12 protein-coding genes are annotated in these 19,038 nt (G+C 56.4%); 11 read left to right on the top strand and 1 reads right to left on the bottom strand.

Going from position 1 to position 19,038, the window contains the following annotated elements; translation table 11 throughout:
• Positions 1-69: 69 nt before the first annotated feature.
• Positions 70-1,473 (bottom strand): helix-turn-helix domain-containing protein, encoded by a 1,404-nt coding sequence (locus IRT44_RS16965; protein WP_171564567.1) that lies wholly within the window; start codon positions 1,471-1,473, stop codon positions 70-72.
• Between the two features lie 381 nt (positions 1,474-1,854).
• Between IRT44_RS16965 and IRT44_RS16960 the strand changes: the two genes are divergently transcribed.
• From IRT44_RS16960 to IRT44_RS16910, 11 genes are all read left to right on the top strand, one after another.
• Positions 1,855-2,412: an NADPH-dependent FMN reductase gene (locus IRT44_RS16960; protein ID WP_171564568.1), complete on the top strand. Its 558-nt coding sequence runs from the start codon at positions 1,855-1,857 to the stop codon at positions 2,410-2,412.
• Positions 2,413-2,417: 5 nt separating this feature from the next.
• Positions 2,418-2,540 (top strand): ammosamide/lymphostin RiPP family protein, encoded by a 123-nt coding sequence (locus IRT44_RS16955; protein WP_143862700.1) that lies wholly within the window; start codon positions 2,418-2,420, stop codon positions 2,538-2,540.
• 102 nt (positions 2,541-2,642) lie between these two features.
• The gene (locus IRT44_RS16950; RefSeq protein ID WP_212133166.1) at positions 2,643-4,025 is read left to right on the top strand and encodes a TldD/PmbA family protein; all 1,383 of its coding nucleotides are present in this window, start codon (positions 2,643-2,645) and stop codon (positions 4,023-4,025) included.
• Positions 4,022-5,380: a metallopeptidase TldD-related protein gene (locus tag IRT44_RS16945; protein ID WP_212133165.1), complete on the top strand. Its 1,359-nt coding sequence runs from the start codon at positions 4,022-4,024 to the stop codon at positions 5,378-5,380. Before IRT44_RS16950 ends, IRT44_RS16945 begins: the two co-directional genes overlap by 4 nt.
• A 19-nt stretch (positions 5,381-5,399) precedes the next feature.
• Positions 5,400-6,641, top strand: coding sequence for an MFS transporter (locus tag IRT44_RS16940; RefSeq protein WP_212133164.1), 1,242 nt, complete (start codon positions 5,400-5,402; stop codon positions 6,639-6,641).
• A gap of 12 nt (positions 6,642-6,653) precedes the next feature.
• Complete coding sequence (locus tag IRT44_RS16935; protein WP_230077048.1) at positions 6,654-8,354, top strand: lantibiotic dehydratase family protein; 1,701 nt, start codon at positions 6,654-6,656, stop codon at positions 8,352-8,354.
• Positions 8,303-9,250: a lantibiotic dehydratase gene (locus IRT44_RS16930; protein ID WP_230077047.1), complete on the top strand. Its 948-nt coding sequence runs from the start codon at positions 8,303-8,305 to the stop codon at positions 9,248-9,250. Before IRT44_RS16935 ends, IRT44_RS16930 begins: the two co-directional genes overlap by 52 nt.
• Entirely contained in the window at positions 9,247-11,754 is a 2,508-nt protein-coding gene (locus IRT44_RS16925; protein ID WP_230077046.1) for a lantibiotic dehydratase, read from the top strand. The genes IRT44_RS16930 and IRT44_RS16925 overlap by 4 nt, the downstream gene beginning before the upstream one ends.
• Positions 11,748-14,027: a tetratricopeptide repeat protein gene (locus IRT44_RS16920; protein WP_230077045.1), complete on the top strand. Its 2,280-nt coding sequence runs from the start codon at positions 11,748-11,750 to the stop codon at positions 14,025-14,027. The genes IRT44_RS16925 and IRT44_RS16920 overlap by 7 nt, the downstream gene beginning before the upstream one ends.
• 14 nt (positions 14,028-14,041) lie before the next feature.
• The gene (locus IRT44_RS16915) at positions 14,042-16,552 is read left to right on the top strand and encodes a lantibiotic dehydratase (protein WP_230077044.1); all 2,511 of its coding nucleotides are present in this window, start codon (positions 14,042-14,044) and stop codon (positions 16,550-16,552) included.
• Positions 16,549-19,038: a lantibiotic dehydratase gene (locus IRT44_RS16910; protein WP_212133159.1), complete on the top strand. Its 2,490-nt coding sequence runs from the start codon at positions 16,549-16,551 to the stop codon at positions 19,036-19,038. The genes IRT44_RS16915 and IRT44_RS16910 overlap by 4 nt, the downstream gene beginning before the upstream one ends.

Raw genomic sequence — 19,038 nt, 5'->3', positions numbered from 1 at the left:
CCGAATCCGTGTGTAAGCATGGTTATAGTTTGACTTGTTTCAATCGGCATCGCAATAGCGCAATATACACTAAATATGACGATAAGCGGAAGGAACAACGTTTTTACATTCATTTGTTGAACCTCCTTTTAAAATTTCTTCAAAGACGCTTAACTGCTGCTTGGATGCTTGGTGTCGGTGCTCCCAGAACAATTCTGTACAACGTTTGAAGGCTTGGTAGTGATTCATCTTATCAGCAAGGGAAAGGCACAGTAACGTTTCTTCGAGAGCTTTGGCAATACGCCCCCTTTTAAACTCATATATAGTTTTACAATAACGAAAATGATAATGTCTGCCAATATTAATTGGGTCTTGATATTGCTTGAAACGGTCAATTTCCTCAGAAAAGCGTTCCAAAATATGGTCAATGGTAATATCATATTTACTGGCTGACTCCATAATGGTTAATAATCCCGCTGGTATTTCGGCGGGGTATTTCATCAGAAAATCCACGTACTCCGGCAGAACGTCGATATTCCCCGTTAACAGATCAAGGGTATAGAGATTGGCTTTCGCCCAGATTCGGAACTTCTCGACTTCCCTTCGCCCAATTTCATCCAAAAGTTGAAACCACCCAAGATCGGCGTATCCCTGCACATACGTTTTGGCCTCTTCGTACCTGCCTTGCATTTGTAATGCCACGCCTTTTGCAAGAAATCCTTGCCCATAGTATACAACCAGGTGCCGCTCTGTTTTTAACGGTTCGAATTCCTTGTTACTTTGCTTTTTTCGCAACTGGTCTTCATATACTGCCATTGCAAGCGCACGCAATTCGTCAGCGTATGTTTCAATCTGCTTCCACTTTTGTAACATAAAGCAAGCATTCGCCAGTTTTAATAGCGCATCTAACTGATACTGTTCAGGCAGCCGCTTTCGATAGGGGGCAAAACGTATGACCGCCTCCCAATGTTCTTCTGCATTTGTACCTTGCAGCGATTGAAAGATCCGATAGTGAGCCAACACAAAACGATCGTTGTGGCTGTCCTTTTCGTTATCTATAACGTGTTGATAAAATGGCACTGCCTCTTTTCGTTTTCCGGTCTCAAATAGCTGCTCGGCCACGGAGAAAAGAATCGACACATGTTTAGGGTTCTCCAGCAATTTGGGGACAATCGACTCAATACAATCCTGCCTTCCGATTTCCGCACAGCGGATCAAATATGGCACCAGTCGTGGGCGTGATACTTTTCCCTCGGAGAAACACTCTTCTTCGTACAAATCGTACAGCCACCCCGGAGCCTGTCCAAAAGCTGTAGCCAAAGCATCCAACTGCCGAATCGTTATTGCCCGAGGAGGATTTCTGTTCAGGATGGCACTTAAATGTCCCTGATTAATGCCAGTTATTTCGCTAAGTTTCCTGAGTGTGTAGCCGTGCTTTTTAATCTGACGCTCAATTTCAGATCGCAAGGACCGGCGCACCTGTTGAAATCCCATAAGCACTCCCCCAAGAAATTAGAGAAATCACCCTTATTTTCCTGTATACTACAATATCATAAGATGATAGACAAGCGCTTTTCCCATCCTGCTCAGAATGTTCGGGTGGCTGGGTGAATAAGATTAGGGCAGCGATCATTTCCGACTGCCCCTTTTTGTTTGGGCATGCTGGGGGTGTGTCGAAAAAAAGTGCACATTTGCGGGCCCACATGGACTTCACGACCAGATGGAAAAAATGTAAGATACAGGGAGAAACTCCTTTTTCCGGCGAGGCTGAACGGAACGAATGGTGCATCGTCAAAAACGGGGTTGAATGGTCGTGCCATATCATGTAATATGTTAGAAAAGTTTCATTTTTATGGAAATTCGGAGGAGAACGTCATGGCAAAAATCGTCTTGATCAACGGCAGCATGAACCCGGAATCGGTGACAAAGCGCGTACTCAATCTGTTCGCAAAGCTGTTGCAAAAACAAGGTCATGAAACGGAACTGATCTGTGTGGCGGAGACAAACTTCCCGCTGTTTAGTTTTACGGTACCGCAAACGGACAAAATGATCGAAATTTCGGAAAAGATCAAACAAGCTGACGCTTTTATCGTGGGTTCGCCCGAGTATCACGGCGGCTACACAGGTGCGCTGAAAAATCTGCTGGACTATCAGGATGGGTCGGGATTCAAACATAAGCCGATTGCGTTATTGGCCGTATCGGGAGGCCTAAAGGCAGGAATTCTGACGCTGATGAGCCTGCGGCAGGTGTTTCGTACGCTGCACGCAAACGTGATTCCGGAAGAGATTGCCATTTCCAGTGAACACGAGCTGGACGAAAACGGGCAGTTGAATGAGGCGTGCCGGAAGCGCGTGCAGAGCGTCATTGCCGGACTGCAGCGGGAGTTAAACGTTTTGTCCCTACGCAATCGTGTGGAAATGGAAAGGAGGTGAGTCCCATGGAACAAGTAAAAAATCAACAAGAAGCAGTGGAAAACAATGAAGATCTGGACCTGGAAGAGCTGGAAGACATTGATTTTCTCCTGGAGGACATCGAAGACAAGATCGCACCGCTTGCGTAGCCTGCGGGTAAGATGATCTATCATCCGCTTGATAGGTCATCTTGCCTTTTCTTTCCGCTTCAGTATCTATTTAAGAATCCTCATGAACAGAGAGGGTGTGTGATGGAAAAAGCGCTCGCAAACGAGTTGATCCAGCAGTTCCTGGCGTACGGGCATGAGGAAGTCGAGATATTTCATGAAGAAAAGCAGGTCCACTCGCTCCGCACGAGGCGGGGCGGCGAAAAGCCAGAGTGGAGAGTGACAGTTGGTCAGGGGGTTGGGGTGCGTATTTCAGGTGAAATGGGAATGAAATACCTCCACTTTCCCATGTCACCTGCCGATCTCCTGGAGCATGTAAAAAGCGGCCGGAACACGGCCTTGTTGAGAGAAGTGCGCAGCGTGAAGCAGGTCGGCGATGAGGAGGATCAACATGTCGGTGTATCCTTATCGGCGATGGCTGCAGCGTTTGAAGAACTGCATGACAGGTGGCAGCGGGGGTTCAGAGCAGCCGGACGGGTGAACAGCCGTTGCATGGAAAGTGTCACCTCGTTTGACCAGCGCATCACCGTGGCCCGATCCGACGGCTTCTACGCTGACGATCACCGCTCCTACTACACGATCGACATCCAGGGGGAATGGACGGAAGAGTCGCGTCCCATGTACATGAGCCGTTCCTGCGGCGGCCTCAATCTGGAAGAACTGCGTGCGGGGTTTGCCGGATTCGTTCAATCGGCACTCGCTGAGTTCGACGATTTGCAACAGTACATAGAGATCGAAGGAGGAGACTGGTGCGTGGTGCTGGGGCCGGGAAACCCTGCGATCCTGATCCACGAAGTGTGCGGGCATGGATTGGAGGGCGATCTGGCTGCCCATCCGGACGCAGTCTACGGGGGAAAATTTGGACAGCCTGTGGCATCGGAGCAGGTGACGTTGGTTGACGACCCGACCATACCGGGTCTGTCCGGCAGTTATCGCGTGGATGACGAAGGGGAAAAGGCCCAATCCACCGTGCTGATCCAGAATGGCCGGCTGCAGGAACTGATGTACGACCGTACGGCCGCCAAGCGGTGGGATACGCATTCGAACGGACACGGGAGGCGTGTGTCGTATCGATACCCGGCGATTCCGCGGATGTCAAACACATTTATTCAAGCAGGCGAGTACACGCCTGAAGAAATTGTGCGTCAAACCTCCCGCGGGCTGTATGTTCGCAAACTTGGCACGGGAGAGACGGAACTGACCACCGGGCGGTTTCGGGTGCGTGTGGTGGAAGGTTTTTTGATCGAGAACGGCCGGATTACGCGTCCGACAGGCGACCTGTGGCTGGTCGGCAACGGTCCGGATCTGCTGTCTTCCATCGACCGTGTCGGCTGCGATCTCCGGATGCATCATTCCCGCCACGCGACGTGCCACAAATTTGACCAGATGAATCTCGCGGTCAGTGTCGGTCAGCCGACGATTCGGATAAAGAAAATCCATGTGGAAACGGGTGCTGGTAGATCATGAACATCGGGGTGATCGATAACGTACGCGTCGACGATTGGGCGGTCCGGCTGGCGGAAAGGGCAGTGGCGGCGGGCGCTGACAACGTGGAGATTTTCCTGCGTGTGGAGGAGATGGTGCGCCTGCACTGGACACCTTACCAAGGAGTCGCATTGAGAAGCGGCGCGGAAAGCAATGTGCATGTGCAGTTGGACGTCGACGGACAGACCGTGACGTTTGTTTCCGACGCGCTGAATGCTGCCGGCATCGAGAGCCGATTGATCCAGACGGTGCGCGAACTGATCCGCACTCCACGAGAGCGGGTGAAGCAGATCACGTGGGTCGATGCGGCCAGGCAGGGGCGGTATGCACACGTTGATTCGGACACGGATGCCGTCGATTTTCTTGCAATCCGCGACATGATGCGGAAATGGCAGGAACGATTCGTCCCTTCCGCCTTTCATCTGCATCGCTGGGAGTGCATCAGCGGGCGCACATTCACGGCGCTGGTTCGCTCAGACGGCCAGATGATGTCGGATGCAGCAAACAAGTACAGTCTCCAGCTCTTGCTGGAGGGGCGACACGGATTTTTGCTCGAAGGAACGTTCGCGCTTCGAGCGGCTGATTTCAGGACGGGTGACCTTGAGGAGCGGATCGGTCAGTTGCTGGCATGGCCGCGGGAAGAGACGACACTTCAACCGGGCACCATTCGGCTGTCCATACCGCCCAGCATCGGGGCTGACATCGCGCGCAAATACGGCATCCTGTTTTCCGGGCCGCGTTTGTTGGGCTCACCGGAGTTGGCGGGTCTGATTGGGAAGCGGCTGGCCAAAAGGCATGTAACGCTGGTCGATGATGCCTGCTTGCCGGGCGGATGGGCAAGTCGTGCGTTTGACGAGGAAGGAACACCGTCGCAACGCACGGTGCTGATTGACAGCGGCGTCATGGCGAAGTTTCTGCACTCGACGGTAACGGCGCAAAGGTGGGGCGTCACCTCCACAGGCAATGGCGTTCGCTCGCGGAACCACTCCGACAGTGTAAGTCCGAGCAATATCTATTTTGTACCTGGCGGGACGGATCACGCGGAATGGAGGAGGCAGACCGATCTGGGCGTGGAGATTGTTCACGCAGTCCAGCCGCCTGAATTTGTCAGCCAAAACGGGATGATCAGGTTTGTTGCCGACGGGTGGCTGATACGCGGCGGCAAGCGCGAACGACAAGTGAGTTCGGTAGCAGTCGCCCTGCATCCGTTCCGCTTTCTCCGCAAACTCTCTTCCTTCGGCAGCGACCTGACGTTCTTTCTTCAGGCAAAGGGCGCCGGATCGCCAACGATCTTTGTTGACGATGCTGAGGTACAGGAGGGGCACATTGTCATCTGAAGCAGAGGAGGATGTTGCTATGGCACACGATCAAGCCGGGTACAAGCAATTGTTCACCATCCCGAATTACGTGTTGGTGTGGATCGGGCAAACGACCGCAAATTTCGGGGACTCCCTGTACCAGATTGCGTTTTTCTGGCTCGCCTACAAAATGACCAATTCCTCATTCGTCGCGGGTCTTGTGGTTCTCGCCACATCGGCACCATACATCTTCTTTGGGCTGCTCGGCGGCGCCTATGCCGATCGCTGGGACCGCAAACGCGTGATGGTGTACGGGGACATCATCCGCCTTGTCTCTCTCCTCACCGTACCCTTTTTCTACTGGCTCGATCTTTTGCACGTATGGAATCTGGCCATTACGGCATTTGTGCTCAGTACGGTACGCTGCTTCTTTTTCCCGGCGATGAGAGCGTCGCTTACGAGCTTTATGCCGAAAGAACTCTGGTCGGCAGGCAACTCATTCATGCAGGCGTCCTTCCAGCTGATGCGCGCCATCGGGCCGATGATCGGAGGCGTGCTGATTGCGCAGACCAGCGCGATTTTCATCTATCTGATCACCGCCGCCAGCTACGTCGTCTCGATTCTGTCCCTGCTGCCGACCAAGATACCGCCGATTGAAAAGAAGAATGTGCAGGTATCAGTATTCCGGGACATTTACGATACTTACCTCTTCGTCAAAACCGTTCGTCCGCTGTTTTGGTCCATCTTTTTCTTTGGCGTGGGTCTTTGTCTGATTGTCGGTCTTGACCGTTTGGGCCTTCCCATTCTGTCCGATCAGGTGTGGGACATGGGCTCCAAGGGGTATGGGATCATTTTGAGCGCGTTTGCGGTCGGCAACTTGCTGATGACGCTTCTGCTCGGCAAAATCCAGATCAAGAAATTCGCAAGGGTCATTTTCAGCGGCTGGGCGCTCTGGGGCTTGTTTTACTTCCTGATCGGCTCCACAGACATGTTTGTCCTGGCGGTCGGCTTCGCCTTCCTGGCCGGCGCGGCGGAATCGTTGATCGATATGCCGCAGATTCTGCTCGTGCAGAACTCCGTGCCCAACGACCGGCTTGGCAAAGTGTTCAGCATGCAATCGACGACCGCCTTTATCGGCGAGTCCGGTTCCAGCCTGCTGGCCGGTGCGTTGATCGGGTGGCTGGGAGCAGCTGACAGTTACAAGGTTGCAGGCGTCGGGCTGATCTTGTGCGGCGTGGTTGGATTGTGGCTGACCCGGACTGCCCACCGTGTTCCATCTTCCGTTTCTACACAGGGATAGGGAAGTGATTTGATGTTGAAAAACAGCCAAGCGGTGCAGACGCATTCGCTGGATACCGGTTGGGAGCTGCTGCAGGATTTCGTGTTTCGTACGACCGGCTTTCCCTTTGAATGGTTGGAAGAGTTGCGGTGCACACAAACGCTGGCGCAAGCGAAGCGGCTGCTCGCACTGGAGCAGGAGCAGGACCGGCTGCGCGATCGCTTTGTGCACGAGCTGTTTCCCCGCCTGATCGCGTATGAACAAGAGCGGGAAGAGGTCGGGTCGGCGGTGTTTCCGACACTGTACAAATTAAGGAAGCGCGTGATGAAAAACCGGACGCTCTCTTTGGACGATGTGGCCTTTTGGAAGAGCCGCCGGTATGAAAACACAGACTGGGAGCACTTTGTGGATGAGTGGAACGAGCTGGAAAGCAGGCGGGCAGAGGCAATAGCGGCGGGGGAGGAGCTGTTTCAAGCGGAGTTGGCCCGCGTGCGCCGCGTCATGATGGCGAAGGTGAACGATCCGCGTTTTCAGGAGGCGGTGTTTCTCAGCAGCCCGTCTTCCTTTCAGCGAGTGATAAAGTACAGCAAGGACTGGGAAGCCAAGCCAGAACCGGACTGGAACAGCACCGCACGAGGTGCCGAGCGAATGATCTTTGCGTACCTGCAGCGCTTTTGTGCCAAGAACGACACGACGTCGTTCTTCGGGCCCGTCAATTACGGAACGTGTAACGTCGCAGAGCCGCGAGCGATTCGACGCGCGTTTCGCGAAGGGAACGTCCTGGGAAAGCGGCGCGTGTTTATCGCCCACTGGTATGTCAAGCTGCTGGCGCAAAAGCTGGCCGGGCGCAACGAAATCCTCCCGCATCTGAAGCCGCGCCCCAATCCGCTGGTGCGCCCCCTGGACAGCCACACGTTTCATTTCCACGGACTCAACCGGACGTTCCGCTTGCCGGATGCGCATGCACGTGTGTTTCTGGCGTTGGACGGCGAGAAGACCGTTTCGCGAGTGGCCGCGGAATTGTCCATGGATGAAATTGCGTTGATCGCGCTTTTGCATGAGCTCAAGAACAAACGGTTGATCGATCTGTCGATTCCCCTCTCTCCGGTGCGCGTAGACGCCTTGGCCGAACTGCGGGACCAACTGGCGGCACTTCCGCCAGCGGCGCGTCAAGCGGGGGAGGAGTTGATCGATAGACTGGAAGGTTTCCGGGTCTTATTGGAACATACCCCGTATCCGGAGCGCGTACAGGTGTGGGAGGATGTGGAAAGGCAGCTCGCTGACCTGGTGGAAGAGGATACGCGGCGAAAGGGCGGAGCCTTGTATGCGGACCGCACCGCGCTGTACGAAGATTGTGCAGGCACGCTCTCCGCGTTGACGATTGGCGGCCCCCTCTATCGGGCGCTGACCGGTTCGTTTTTAACAACATTAAAACTTCTGACAGCCGCTGCCGTCCTGAAATGGATGGATTACCAACAGGCGGGCAGGACATTGTACCGCAAGCTGGCGGCGGACGGGAAAGTGGTCCGCTACATCGACATGATCCCGCTGTTTGAGCAGGGCGAACCGGAGATGAGGTACACCCGTCAATTCCAATCCCGCATCCAAGCGCTGCTGCGCCAGCGGCAGGAGGAACATTCGGGGGCGAACTGCACATCAGCGAGGAAGAGGTCCGCGACCTGTTGGAACCGTTCCAGGAAGAGATCGAACGAGCGCTGGCTCACCTGCAGATGACCCTGCCAAGTCCCGATATCATGGTCGCGGCACCTTCTGCTGATGCGGTCGAGCGAGGGGAGTTCCGGCTGGTGCTCGGTGAACTGCATGATGACTGCTCAACGATTTTCAACGGGTTCATGGCGTACTTTGCGGATGATCCAGAGGCGCTGTGGGCACGGTTTGAACAGCGCATTCAAAGGATGCCGCAGTGGGAGCGCATGGCTACAATCATCACGGAGCGGCGAAACAAGCATGTCACTCCGGAGCTGCCGGGCCATACGATCCTGCTCTCCGCCGTTTCGACCAAAGAGCCTGCCTATGTCATTCCGATCCATCAGGTCGCGGTGCGTGAGATCGACGGGCGGCTCACGCTCTGGGCAAACGGAAAGCCGCTCACCCTCTATCCGGGAGATTTGCACTCGGCCGCGCACGGTTGTTTTTCCCTGCCATGCGTGGTGCCGATCGCAATTACGGTTTCCAGCGAGCAGGAGGAGGCGGATGTGAAACACTCTCCACGCATTGTCGTCGACGGTGTGGTGATGCAGCGTGAACGGTGGGAGATTCCGGCCGAACACATGCGGGCTGATTCCCTGGAACTGAAAGGGTTCCCCTTGTTTGTGCACATGGCTCGCAAGCAGATGCAGTTCGATCTGCCCGACCGCTTTTTTGTGAAATGGAAGGCGGGCGAGAAACCGATGTATGTCGATCTGTCCATCCCCTGGTCGCTTGAGTGGATGGTGCGGGTGGCGGCCCAGACTGACCGCGTGTCGATCAGCGAGATGTATCCGGGCCCGGAGCATCTGTGGTGGCATGATGATATCGGTGTGCATACGTTTGAACTCCGGACAGGTTATGTGTACGACTACTCTGCCGGTTTGAGGCAGAAGCAGGAAGCGAGGATGGATAGGCGATGAACATGATGACGGCCGAAAATCAGGCGGGGACGCAGCCGTTTTCCCCTGATTTTGAATGGCGTTTTTTCCCGCACTACATCATCCGCAGCACCGGATTTCCATTTGAGTGGCTGGAAGCATTGGCGTTTCCCCGCACCAGCGACATGGCACGGCAGATTGTGCAGGTAGAGCGTTCACTGGATGTCCAGACGGCAGCGCTGCTGGAAATCGCCGAACGAAGCGGCGGGTTGCCGAGAAAAAGCAGGCAGAAGCTGTCGCGGTTCTTGCAGCGCCGGGAGACAGGCGCCGCTGCCAAACTGGCCGAACTGGAACTCACCGGCCCGAATGAGCTGCACGACTGCGCGGCAGCCTGGGACCTAATTGCCAAAGACTACCAGGAATTGCTGGCGCTGGTGCCGGAGACGTTTGAGCAGGAGTTGGCCGAAAAACGCGAAAAGCTGCGCCAGCTCGTGAAAGATCGCAAGTACCAGGAAGCGGTCTACCTCTCCTCACCGGACATGTACGCAAACAACGTCCCGAAGTATCTCAGCTACACACCGCTGCCGGACCGAAACGCGGCCGTCAAACGCATGGAGCGGCGCTTCTTCCATTACGTGCAGCGCCTGTGCGGAAAAAACGAGACCTCCAGCTTCTTTGGCCCGCTGAACTACGGCAGCATCGACGATTCTGATTCGTCATACCTCGACGCGCGTTTTCAAACGGGCGACATCATCCGGCATCGCGAAGTATTCCTGGCTTTCTGGGCGATCAAACGCCTGGCGGAAGCCATCAGGCAAGACGATACGCTCCGGCCTCATCTCCCGGTCCACCTGCATCCGATGGTGGAGGCGGTTCCGGAGAAAGGGATTTTGCACCTGCACAACAGCGGAAAAACCGTAACGGTAGGCCGTACGCTGGCCTCCCTGCTCAGGAAGGCGGACGGCACGAAAAGCCTGCCGGAGCTGCTCGCCCCTCTGGACGAGAAGGAGCGCCTGACTGTGGAAAAGCCGCTTTCCCACCTGCTGCAAGCCGGGCTGTTGAAGCAGGAACTGCACGTTCCGTCAACGCTGGGGAACCCGCTCCCCTACGTGATCGAACAAGTAGCGGCGCTGCCGCCGTCCGATCAACGGCAGATGTGGCTGGAGCGCTTGCGCGGTTGGGAGGCATGGCTTGCGCGCATGTCGGCCGAGCAGGATTTGCAGGCCCGCATCGAGCTGATCAGCGAAGGCGAAGCGCGATTCACCGAGCAGACCGGAGAATCGGCCCGCCGGGGCAGCGGCAGTCTCTATGCCGACCGCTACATCTTCTACGAGGAAACAAAAGGGCACATCGAGCGATTTGTCATGGGCAGGCAGTTCCATGAAAAGCTGTGCAAAGACCTGCGCGGGGCGCTGGAATTGAGCGCGTACTACGGCTACGAACTATGGCTGCATGCGCAAAGGCTCGGCAAAGAAGTGTTTGACTCCATCTCCAACGGTGGCGCTCCCGTTCCGTATTACACCTTTGTGAACGCGCTGCGGGACAGGTATCCAGATTCATTGGAACCGTTCAAACCACAAGTCGTCGGGCAAATCGAAGAACTGGTCCGCTGCAAAGCGGCTGACAGCCCGCATTGTGTCGAGCTTTCCAGCGCTGCACTGCCGATTCGCGAAGTCACGATGCCTATGTATAGCTTGCCGGACCTGTTTATCGCCAGTGAAAGCATCGATGCGATGGCGAAGGGAGATTTTCAGGTGGTGCTGGGCAAGCTGCACAGCCACCTGCTCGTGCCAAACTGGATGACCATCTTCTACCCGAACCGGGAAGCACTGCGGGAAGACCTGTGCCGTGAGCTGAATAAAACGGCTGAGTTCCGTCAGCTCGTCGCGCCGGAAGTCGTCCGCCGCAACAAAGGCTTTTACGATTTTCCGGGCCGTGCGATGCAGTTTTCAGAGCTGTCCTTGAAAAAGGGCGACGACGTCATCCCGATGTACGATCTGGAGGTCGTATTGAAGGAAGACGGCACACTCGGGCTGCAAAACGTGAAGAGTGGCGAAGAGATCCGCCTGTACATTCAACTGGCTGATCAGGTAACGTATCTGCCCTTCATGCTGTTTGCCCTGCCGGCTTTGACACACATGCCGATTTCGCTCGGCGACCATACCCCGCGCATCGTCATCGACGGAGCAGTCTACCAGCGGGAACGCTGGGAATGCGGGGCACAGGCGGTCGCGGAACTGCTCGACAAAGACGATGCAGCTGCGTTCCTCAACGTATTCCGCTTTAAAGAAAAGCAGGGCATGCCGGACGTGGTCTACATTCGCGGTTTGTCGGAGCGCAAACCCTATGTGGTGGATTTTCGCAACTTCTTCTGCGTTGAGATGCTGCGCTCGATCGTGCAAAACAATGAGCGGCTCTTGATCGAAGAAATGCTGCCGACGCCGGGTCAGTTGTGGCTGACCAGTGAAGCGGGCCGATATTCCTGCGAATTTCGCATGAACGTGTGGAAGACCAGAACCGAGAACAAAGGAGGCGGACTATGGTAGCCGTTCCTGAAACGTCTGTGAAAGTTGATTGGAACCGCTCGCTGATCGATCAGCTTCAATCCGTGCGAGAGGCGGCAGTGCTCTTGATCGGAGAAGAGCGGCTGGGCGGTGCCATGCTTATGGCACAGGCAGCAGAAGACGTGCACCAGGCAGGTCATCTCGCCGTGTCGATCGACGTAACCGGGCGCATGTCCCACTCTTTTTACGGGCTAAAAGCGATGCTCATGGCGCTGGAACCCGTTTTTCGGCAGGAGGCTGCCGACTTGCTCAAGGCACATGCGGCCGAGTGGACCAGTCTGTTCCCCCATGCCAGGGACGACGAGCTGTTTGCGGGCACCGTCAGGATTGAAGAGATCGCCCTTTCGGCTTCCGAACGGCGTCTCTCGCGGGAAAATGAGCAGGTGTTTCGCCTGATTACAGGCTCCGTAAGCCTCCTTCTACAAGCGATGGAACGCTGCCCTTCACTGGCGGGCAAAACGCTTTGGTTGTTTATTAACCGCCTGGATGAGGCTGACCGGCTCTCCGCTCATGCCTTCCACAATCTGCTGCTGCGCCGCCATCCGCACATCCGCGTCGTCGCCACGATGCGCAGCGTTCCGCAGCCAGCGCCGAAAGCGCAGGAAGGCAATCCGCTCCAGGTATTGTTCGATGTTCGCCTGATTCGCGCGCAGTTCTTGTCTGATCTGGTGGGCGATGTGCAGCCGCGTGTCATGGAACTGCAGGCGTGGACGGAAGACCAGGTGCGCGCGTTCGTGGAAGCGAAGCGCCCCGATCTTGTGGAACGGGTCCCGCAGATGTACAGGCAAAGCGGCGGCATGCCGATGCTGGTGCAGGCACTGCTAGCCGGCGCCGGAGAAGGGCTGGGCACATTCGAATGGACAGCGGAGGAGCAGGCGTTTTTGCGGCTCTATCGCGCCGTGCATGCCAACGAGCACGTATGGACCGCGGCCGGTATTCAGGCGATGACGCGGGACCGACTGCTTCTGGCGGAGCAGCTCGACTCGCCGGAAGCGCCCGGTGAAGAGGAAGTGCAGGCTGCTCACCGCTTGTTGTACGAAAAACTGATAGCGCGTGGATGCCCGTCATACTGGACGGCGGAGGAGTACTACAGCCACCTGGCCTATCACGCTTTAATGGCAGGCCTGACAGCGGATGGTTTCGCACATGTAGAGCAGGCGGTGTCGATTTCTGAACATTGGGGCAACTACGAAAACGTGCTTGCTCTCGTCAAGCTGGCCCTGCGCACGGAAGAATCATTCTCAGTGGAGCAGCGAGTCTACCTGTGGAAGCGCTGCGGGCTGATGCAGGCATACCTGGGGAACTACGACGAGGTGAACGCCGCATACGAACAGGCACTCCGGGTCGCGGATACCCCTACCATGCGCGCCCAGCTGTACGCCTATTTGACGTTGGTGGCCACGAAGCGACAGTTCAACGTGGAGCGCGCCGAAGTCCTGGCGCATCAAGGGTTGCGAGAGATCGACGGCCTGGAGGATGAGGCGACCATGATCGAGCGCGGCTGGCTGCACAACACGCTTGCGCTCACCCGTTTCATGCAAAAGCGGTACAAGGAAGCGTACGAACTGTGCAGGACGGCGTTTCAGTTTCTCAAGAGCCAAAGCAACTCGGAAGCGCTGCATTTGAAGATCAATCTGGTTTCCAATATGAGCGTGGTCGCTGAACAGATGGGCAATCTGGACATGGCCCTGAAGATTTGGCGCCGCTTTGAACAGTTCCTCCGCGGCAGCGGCAGCCGTCTCTTCGCCAAAATCTACTTCTATCGGGAAGCGGCTCTGCTCCTGTGCATGGGCGACGAGGAAGCGGCGTTGCAACAGCTCATCCGGGCGTACGAGGAGGCAGGCGCCATCTCGGATCATTTTCATATGGACGTGATCTCGCGCAACATCAGTTCCCTGTACCGGGAGCGGGGAATGGTGGACGCGTGCATCGACTGGCTTAGCAAGAGCGAACGACACGCGCTGGAAGTAGGCAGCTGCAACCGTGCAGAAGGAGCCAGAATTGCCGCTGCTGCCATCGCGTACGAAACGGGGCGCGGCGGGGAGCAATCGGTGGAAATCCTGAAGCAATTGGAGGCCACTTGTCGCATAGAACGGCGGCGCGACTTGTGCAGACAGCTTCTTCTCGAATGGGAGCAGGGCGGCCGCGATACAACGCAAGCAGTCATTCGTCAGGAGTTGCAGCGGCCGCGCACCAAACTGGGCATGCCGTTTTATCTGATTCATATACCATACGGCCACGTGATAAAAGAGTAGGGGGGACCCGCTGCATGTCAGAATGGAAATATATCTCAAAAATGGTAGTTCGTCGCACCGGTTTTCCCTTTGAATTGCTCTACCGAATCGCGTTTGATAAATCGGCTGCGCACATTGACAAGCAGCTGGAAACGGAGGAGCAGCTGCAACGGGAAATTGGCGTTCTCCTCAGTGAGCGGTTCACCGAACAGGTGAAAATATCCCAGGCAAAACAGGCCCGGCAAGAGCTGAAGCTCCTATCGAAGTATCGCCGAAAAGTGGCGAAGGGGCAGGTGTCGTTGCAGGACCTGGAACACGTGCGACTGTATTGGCCGAATACGCCGTTTTACGAGCAGTTTGCCAAGGTGGTCGCCCTGGCGGAAGAGGTCAGGAAGCTGCATCGGGAAGGAGAGGCAATTCTGGCCGAGGAGCTTGTGCACAAGCGCCGCGATCTGCAGAAACTGGTCGGAGACCCTTTCTTTGCGGAAGCAGTGTTTATCTCCAACCCGGACGTCTACGAAAACTCGTACCTGAAATACATCGCCCACGACGAATTTGAAAAGCGCACAACCCGGTTAAAAATGCTGGAAAAACGGTTCATCGCCTACCTGCAGCGATTCGCCGCGAAGAACGATACGGCGAGCTTCTTTGGCCCGATGAACTACGCCCGCTTCGACCTGGAGCAAACAGAACCGGTCAAGCTGGACATGGTCAGTGGGAAATTCACCAAGCGCGCTGTCTTCTATTCATTCTGGATGACCAACGTTCTGGCCGATGCAATCTCCAAAGAGCCTTCAATCCGTCCCTATCTGGCTCCGCGCCTGCACCCGCTGTGCACCCTGACCGAAGACGGCGTCGAGTACCTGTTTATCGACGGCCGGCGCAAACTGCCCGCTCATCTCCTGCGGCTGCTGCGCGATGTGGACGGCACGACCACGGTAAGGGAGCTGGCAAACCGCTACGACATGCCGGTTGAGGAGCTGATTCAACAGATTGAGCTGTTGGTCAAACAGCGCATGATCTTGTTCGGCATTGAAATCCCGTCTACCATCTTTGGACCGTTTGACTATCTGCACGAGTTCGTTCGTGCCCTGCCGGATCATGTGGAAGCCAAAGCCAAATGGGCAGCCGAACTGGATCAATTCGAACAGCTCCGGGCCGCATTTGAAGGCGGTACGTTTGAACAGCGCGTGGCAATCAGCAAGCGCATGGAGGAACGGTTCGTGGAACTGACCCGGCATGCAACGCGGAGGCTTGCTGGCAAGACGTACGCGGACCGCACGCTTTATTACGAAGAGTGCAAGGGCACCATCCGGAACCTGTCGTTCAACAAGGCGTTTCTTGACGATTTTCATTCGCGGATTGAACCGATCCTCGAGCTTATCGCTTCCTACGGGGAGATGATGCGCGGGTACTATCAGCGGATCGGCAAACAGGTGTTCCGGGAGATCGCACAAGGACAGAGCGAAATTCCGTATGCCCACTTCATTCGCCGCGTCCAGGAGATGGAAGAGCAGGGAAAGATCAACTACGATGACGAGATCTTTAACGAGTTCCATCGGAAGCTTTACGCCGTGGTGAAAGCCAATCAGGAAGGAAACATCGTCCGCCTGACGCAAGCGGACCTCGCGGAACTGATCGCGCACGATGCCGGCGGTTCCCTGCACACGTCGCCGGACCTGATGTTTGCCGCCCGGGATGTGGAGGCGCTCGCCCGCGGTGATTACCAGATCGTGCTGGGTGAGGTGCACCAGTTTGTGTCCATGTGGGGGTCGCAATTCCTGTTTGATTCAGATCGCGAAGCGGTGGAACAGGAGATCGAGCAGGTGATCCAGGAACTGCCTGCGTATCAGAAGCTGTCCACCATTTTGAACACACGCCGGCACAAAGGGCTGCTCTACGAAGCGTTCCCGGGCACGTTGATTCAATTCCTCGGCAAGCCGTCCGATCGTGCCAAACACGTCGTTCCGCTTCGTGATCTGGTGGTGCGCATCGAGCAAGACGAATTGGTGCTCGCCGACCGACATTCCAACAGAACCTTCACGATCTACAACAGCGGCGACGACAACCTGCACTTGTGGGCGTTTGCTGTACCGCGCGTGGCAAGCATCCCGATTGATTTTGGGCAGCATACGCCGCGCATTGAAATCAACGGCGTTGTCTACCAACGGGAACGTTGGGTGCTGCCGTCGAGGGAGTTTATCGGCACGGACCCTGACACAAGCGACTACGACCTGTTCCTCGCGATGCGCCGTGCGAAGCGCCGCCATCAATTGCCGCGCTGGGTGTTCGTGCGTGTGGAGAATGAGAAAAAGCCGTATTACTTCGATTTCGACAGTTTCTTCCTGATCGAACTGCTCCACGGCCACTTGAAGACCAACGACCAGGTGACCATGACAGAGATGTATCCTGGTCCAGAGCATCTCTGGATGCGCGACGAGGACGGCAGCTATTGCATCGAACTGCGCGGCACCGCATTTCGTCCGCCGCTGCCCGGCTCCAGGGAGTATGAATCGACTCGGGAAGAATTGGGGATGAACATATGAACCAGACGGCACTGGCTGCGTCTGTGTGGACGTGGTTTCCGCATTTCGTCCTGCGCAGTACCGGCTTTCCGTTTGAATGGATCGGACGAATGAGGATGGAGGAGACCCAACAGGTGCTGGAGGCTGTGTTCGCGTGGGAAGAAAAACGCCACCGCCTGGTGGAGCAGTGGGAGCGGGACGTGCTGCCGCTCCTTACCGACAAGGCGATTCGCTGGGAGAAACCTCAGCAGAAAGTGCTGGCCAGCGTGTACAGGAAAGTAAAAAAAGCGTGTGCGTTCAACGAAAATGAACGGGCCGGGATTCAAGCGATCGGCCGCTCCGAGCTGAGCGAATGGGCGCACCAATGGCAAGAAACGTTTCAACAGGAGGAGCAGCTCTACCGTCAGGCGGAACAGGTATTTGCCGGCGAATGGGAGCGGGTACGGGAGGAACTGCACACCTGCATTGCGCATCCCCGCTTCCGGGAGGCGGTGTTTCTCTCCAACCCATCCTTCTATGAACGCGGCTTCGCCTATTTTGACCAACACCGTGCCGACCAGACCCGTGACTCGCGCTGGCGGCAGTTGGAGCGTCAATTTTTCACCTATTTGCAGCGGTTTACAGCAAAAAACGAAACGGCCAGCTTCTTTGGCCCTGTCAACTACGGCCGGATCGCGGAAGGGGAGGGTACCGGGACCAACGGCTTGATCACGGCGCAATGGCCCGACACATTTGCGCTAGAAAAGCGGGTTGCGTTCTACGCCTTTTGGGTCTTGCAGGAACTGGCCGCACTGGTTGCGGCCGATCCGGCGTTGGCCGATGTCGTTCCCCTGATGTTTCGGGGAAGCTCCAAGCAGGTGCAGCTTGAACACTTCTCGGAAGGAATGAGCGTGCGTGAATGGGCGAAAGCGACGGGAGCGGCAGTTGAGCAAACCCGTCAGGAGGTTGATCGCTTGATCGCCAACAGCACGCTGCAGCGCATTTTCCCCATTCCGTCTTCCGTGATACACGGACTGGCCGATCTGATCGAACGGATTGGGAGGCTGCAGGCGGAAACGGAAGCGGAGCGCGGCGCAAAAGAACGCTGGCTGTCGGTGCTGAGACAGCTTCAGCGCCTGCAGCATCAATTCGAACAGGGGGACCTGCAAGAACGCATCGCCATCCTGGAGCAGGTGGAGACCATGGTTTCCGACTTGACCCGCCTGGCACCGCGCCGCGGTGAAGGGGAGTTGTTTCGGGACCGCACGGTGCTTTACGAAGACACTCGCGGCAATCTTACCATCTGCCTCGACCGGCGGATGGTTGACCACCTGCTCACGGATTTGTACGGCCCGCTGAAGATCGCCACCGTCTACACGACACTCCGCAAAGAGCGGTACATGAAGATTGCCATGCAGATCTACCGCAGGATGTTTGGCAATCGGCAAGCGGTGCGCTTTGACCAATTTGTCGTCGCATGCCACAAGCTGCTGCCGGAGCTGGCGGACGGCGCGCGGGAGCATGGGGACGCCGATGATCCGCTGGAGGAATTCCTCCGGATCTTTCACCAGTCATGCGACGCTTATCTGGCGGGGCACTCCCCCACGCTGATCTCACCGGAGTTCGCGGCGTTCTTGCACAAGATGAAAGACGACGACCTGTACCTCACGTCCCCCGACCTGCTCGTGATGTTTGATTCGGGCGCAAAAGGAGGGGCGACTGCACCCACATTCGTGCTGGGCGAACTTCATCACGGTATCACGATGGAAGGGTGGATGCTCTCTTTCCATTCTGACGCGGACCGTGTGCGGGAGGAGATTCGGCAGGAAATTGTACGTCATCTCGCAATCGTACAGGAACGGTCGAAACGGAAGATCCTGCCGGCCAACCTGATTTTCAACCGAAAGATGAAAACGGCGCCGCAAGAGTATCCGGGTGTGATGGTGGAAGTGTCGGGATATGCCTCCACGCGCAGACCGGATGCGACGTTTGGTCTGAAAGATCTGGTCGTACGAGTGGACGGGGACGAACTTGTCCTCACGTTGCGCGGAGATGATCGAGCCATTCGTTTTTATCCGCCGGCCTTCGGGTTCACAGATCAGGCGTATGTTCCCTTTGCCCTGTTTTCCTTCCCGATCGTCCAGATGCCGACCTATCGCCGTGAGGGATTCACGCCAAGGATTGAAACGGGGCACCTGGTCGTGCAGCGGGCGCAGTGGACGCTTTCGACGGAAGACCTGCAGACGGTAATCCGGGCAAAAGAGCCGTTTTCCGCCTACGTCGCCGTGCAAAAGGTCAGACGCCAATATTCGCTGCCCCGCCATGTGTTTCTCCGCGTGCCCTCCGAACAGAAACCGGTCTACCTCGATCTGGAAAATCCGTACGCGGTGGAATTGCTGCAGCATCTCGCGGGCAAAAACGAGACGGTCACATTCAGCGAGATGCTGCCGGCCCCCGACCAGTTGTGGCTGCGCGATCGGCACGGCACCTACTGTTCGGAACTGCGCACACTGCTGATGAGGAGTTGA

This window comes from Brevibacillus sedimenti, assembly GCF_020923495.1.
GTDB lineage: Bacteria > Bacillota > Bacilli > Brevibacillales > Brevibacillaceae > Brevibacillus > Brevibacillus aydinogluensis.
The sequence above is the reverse complement of the archived record's forward strand: the minus strand, read 5'-3'. Positions and strand labels throughout refer to the sequence as shown.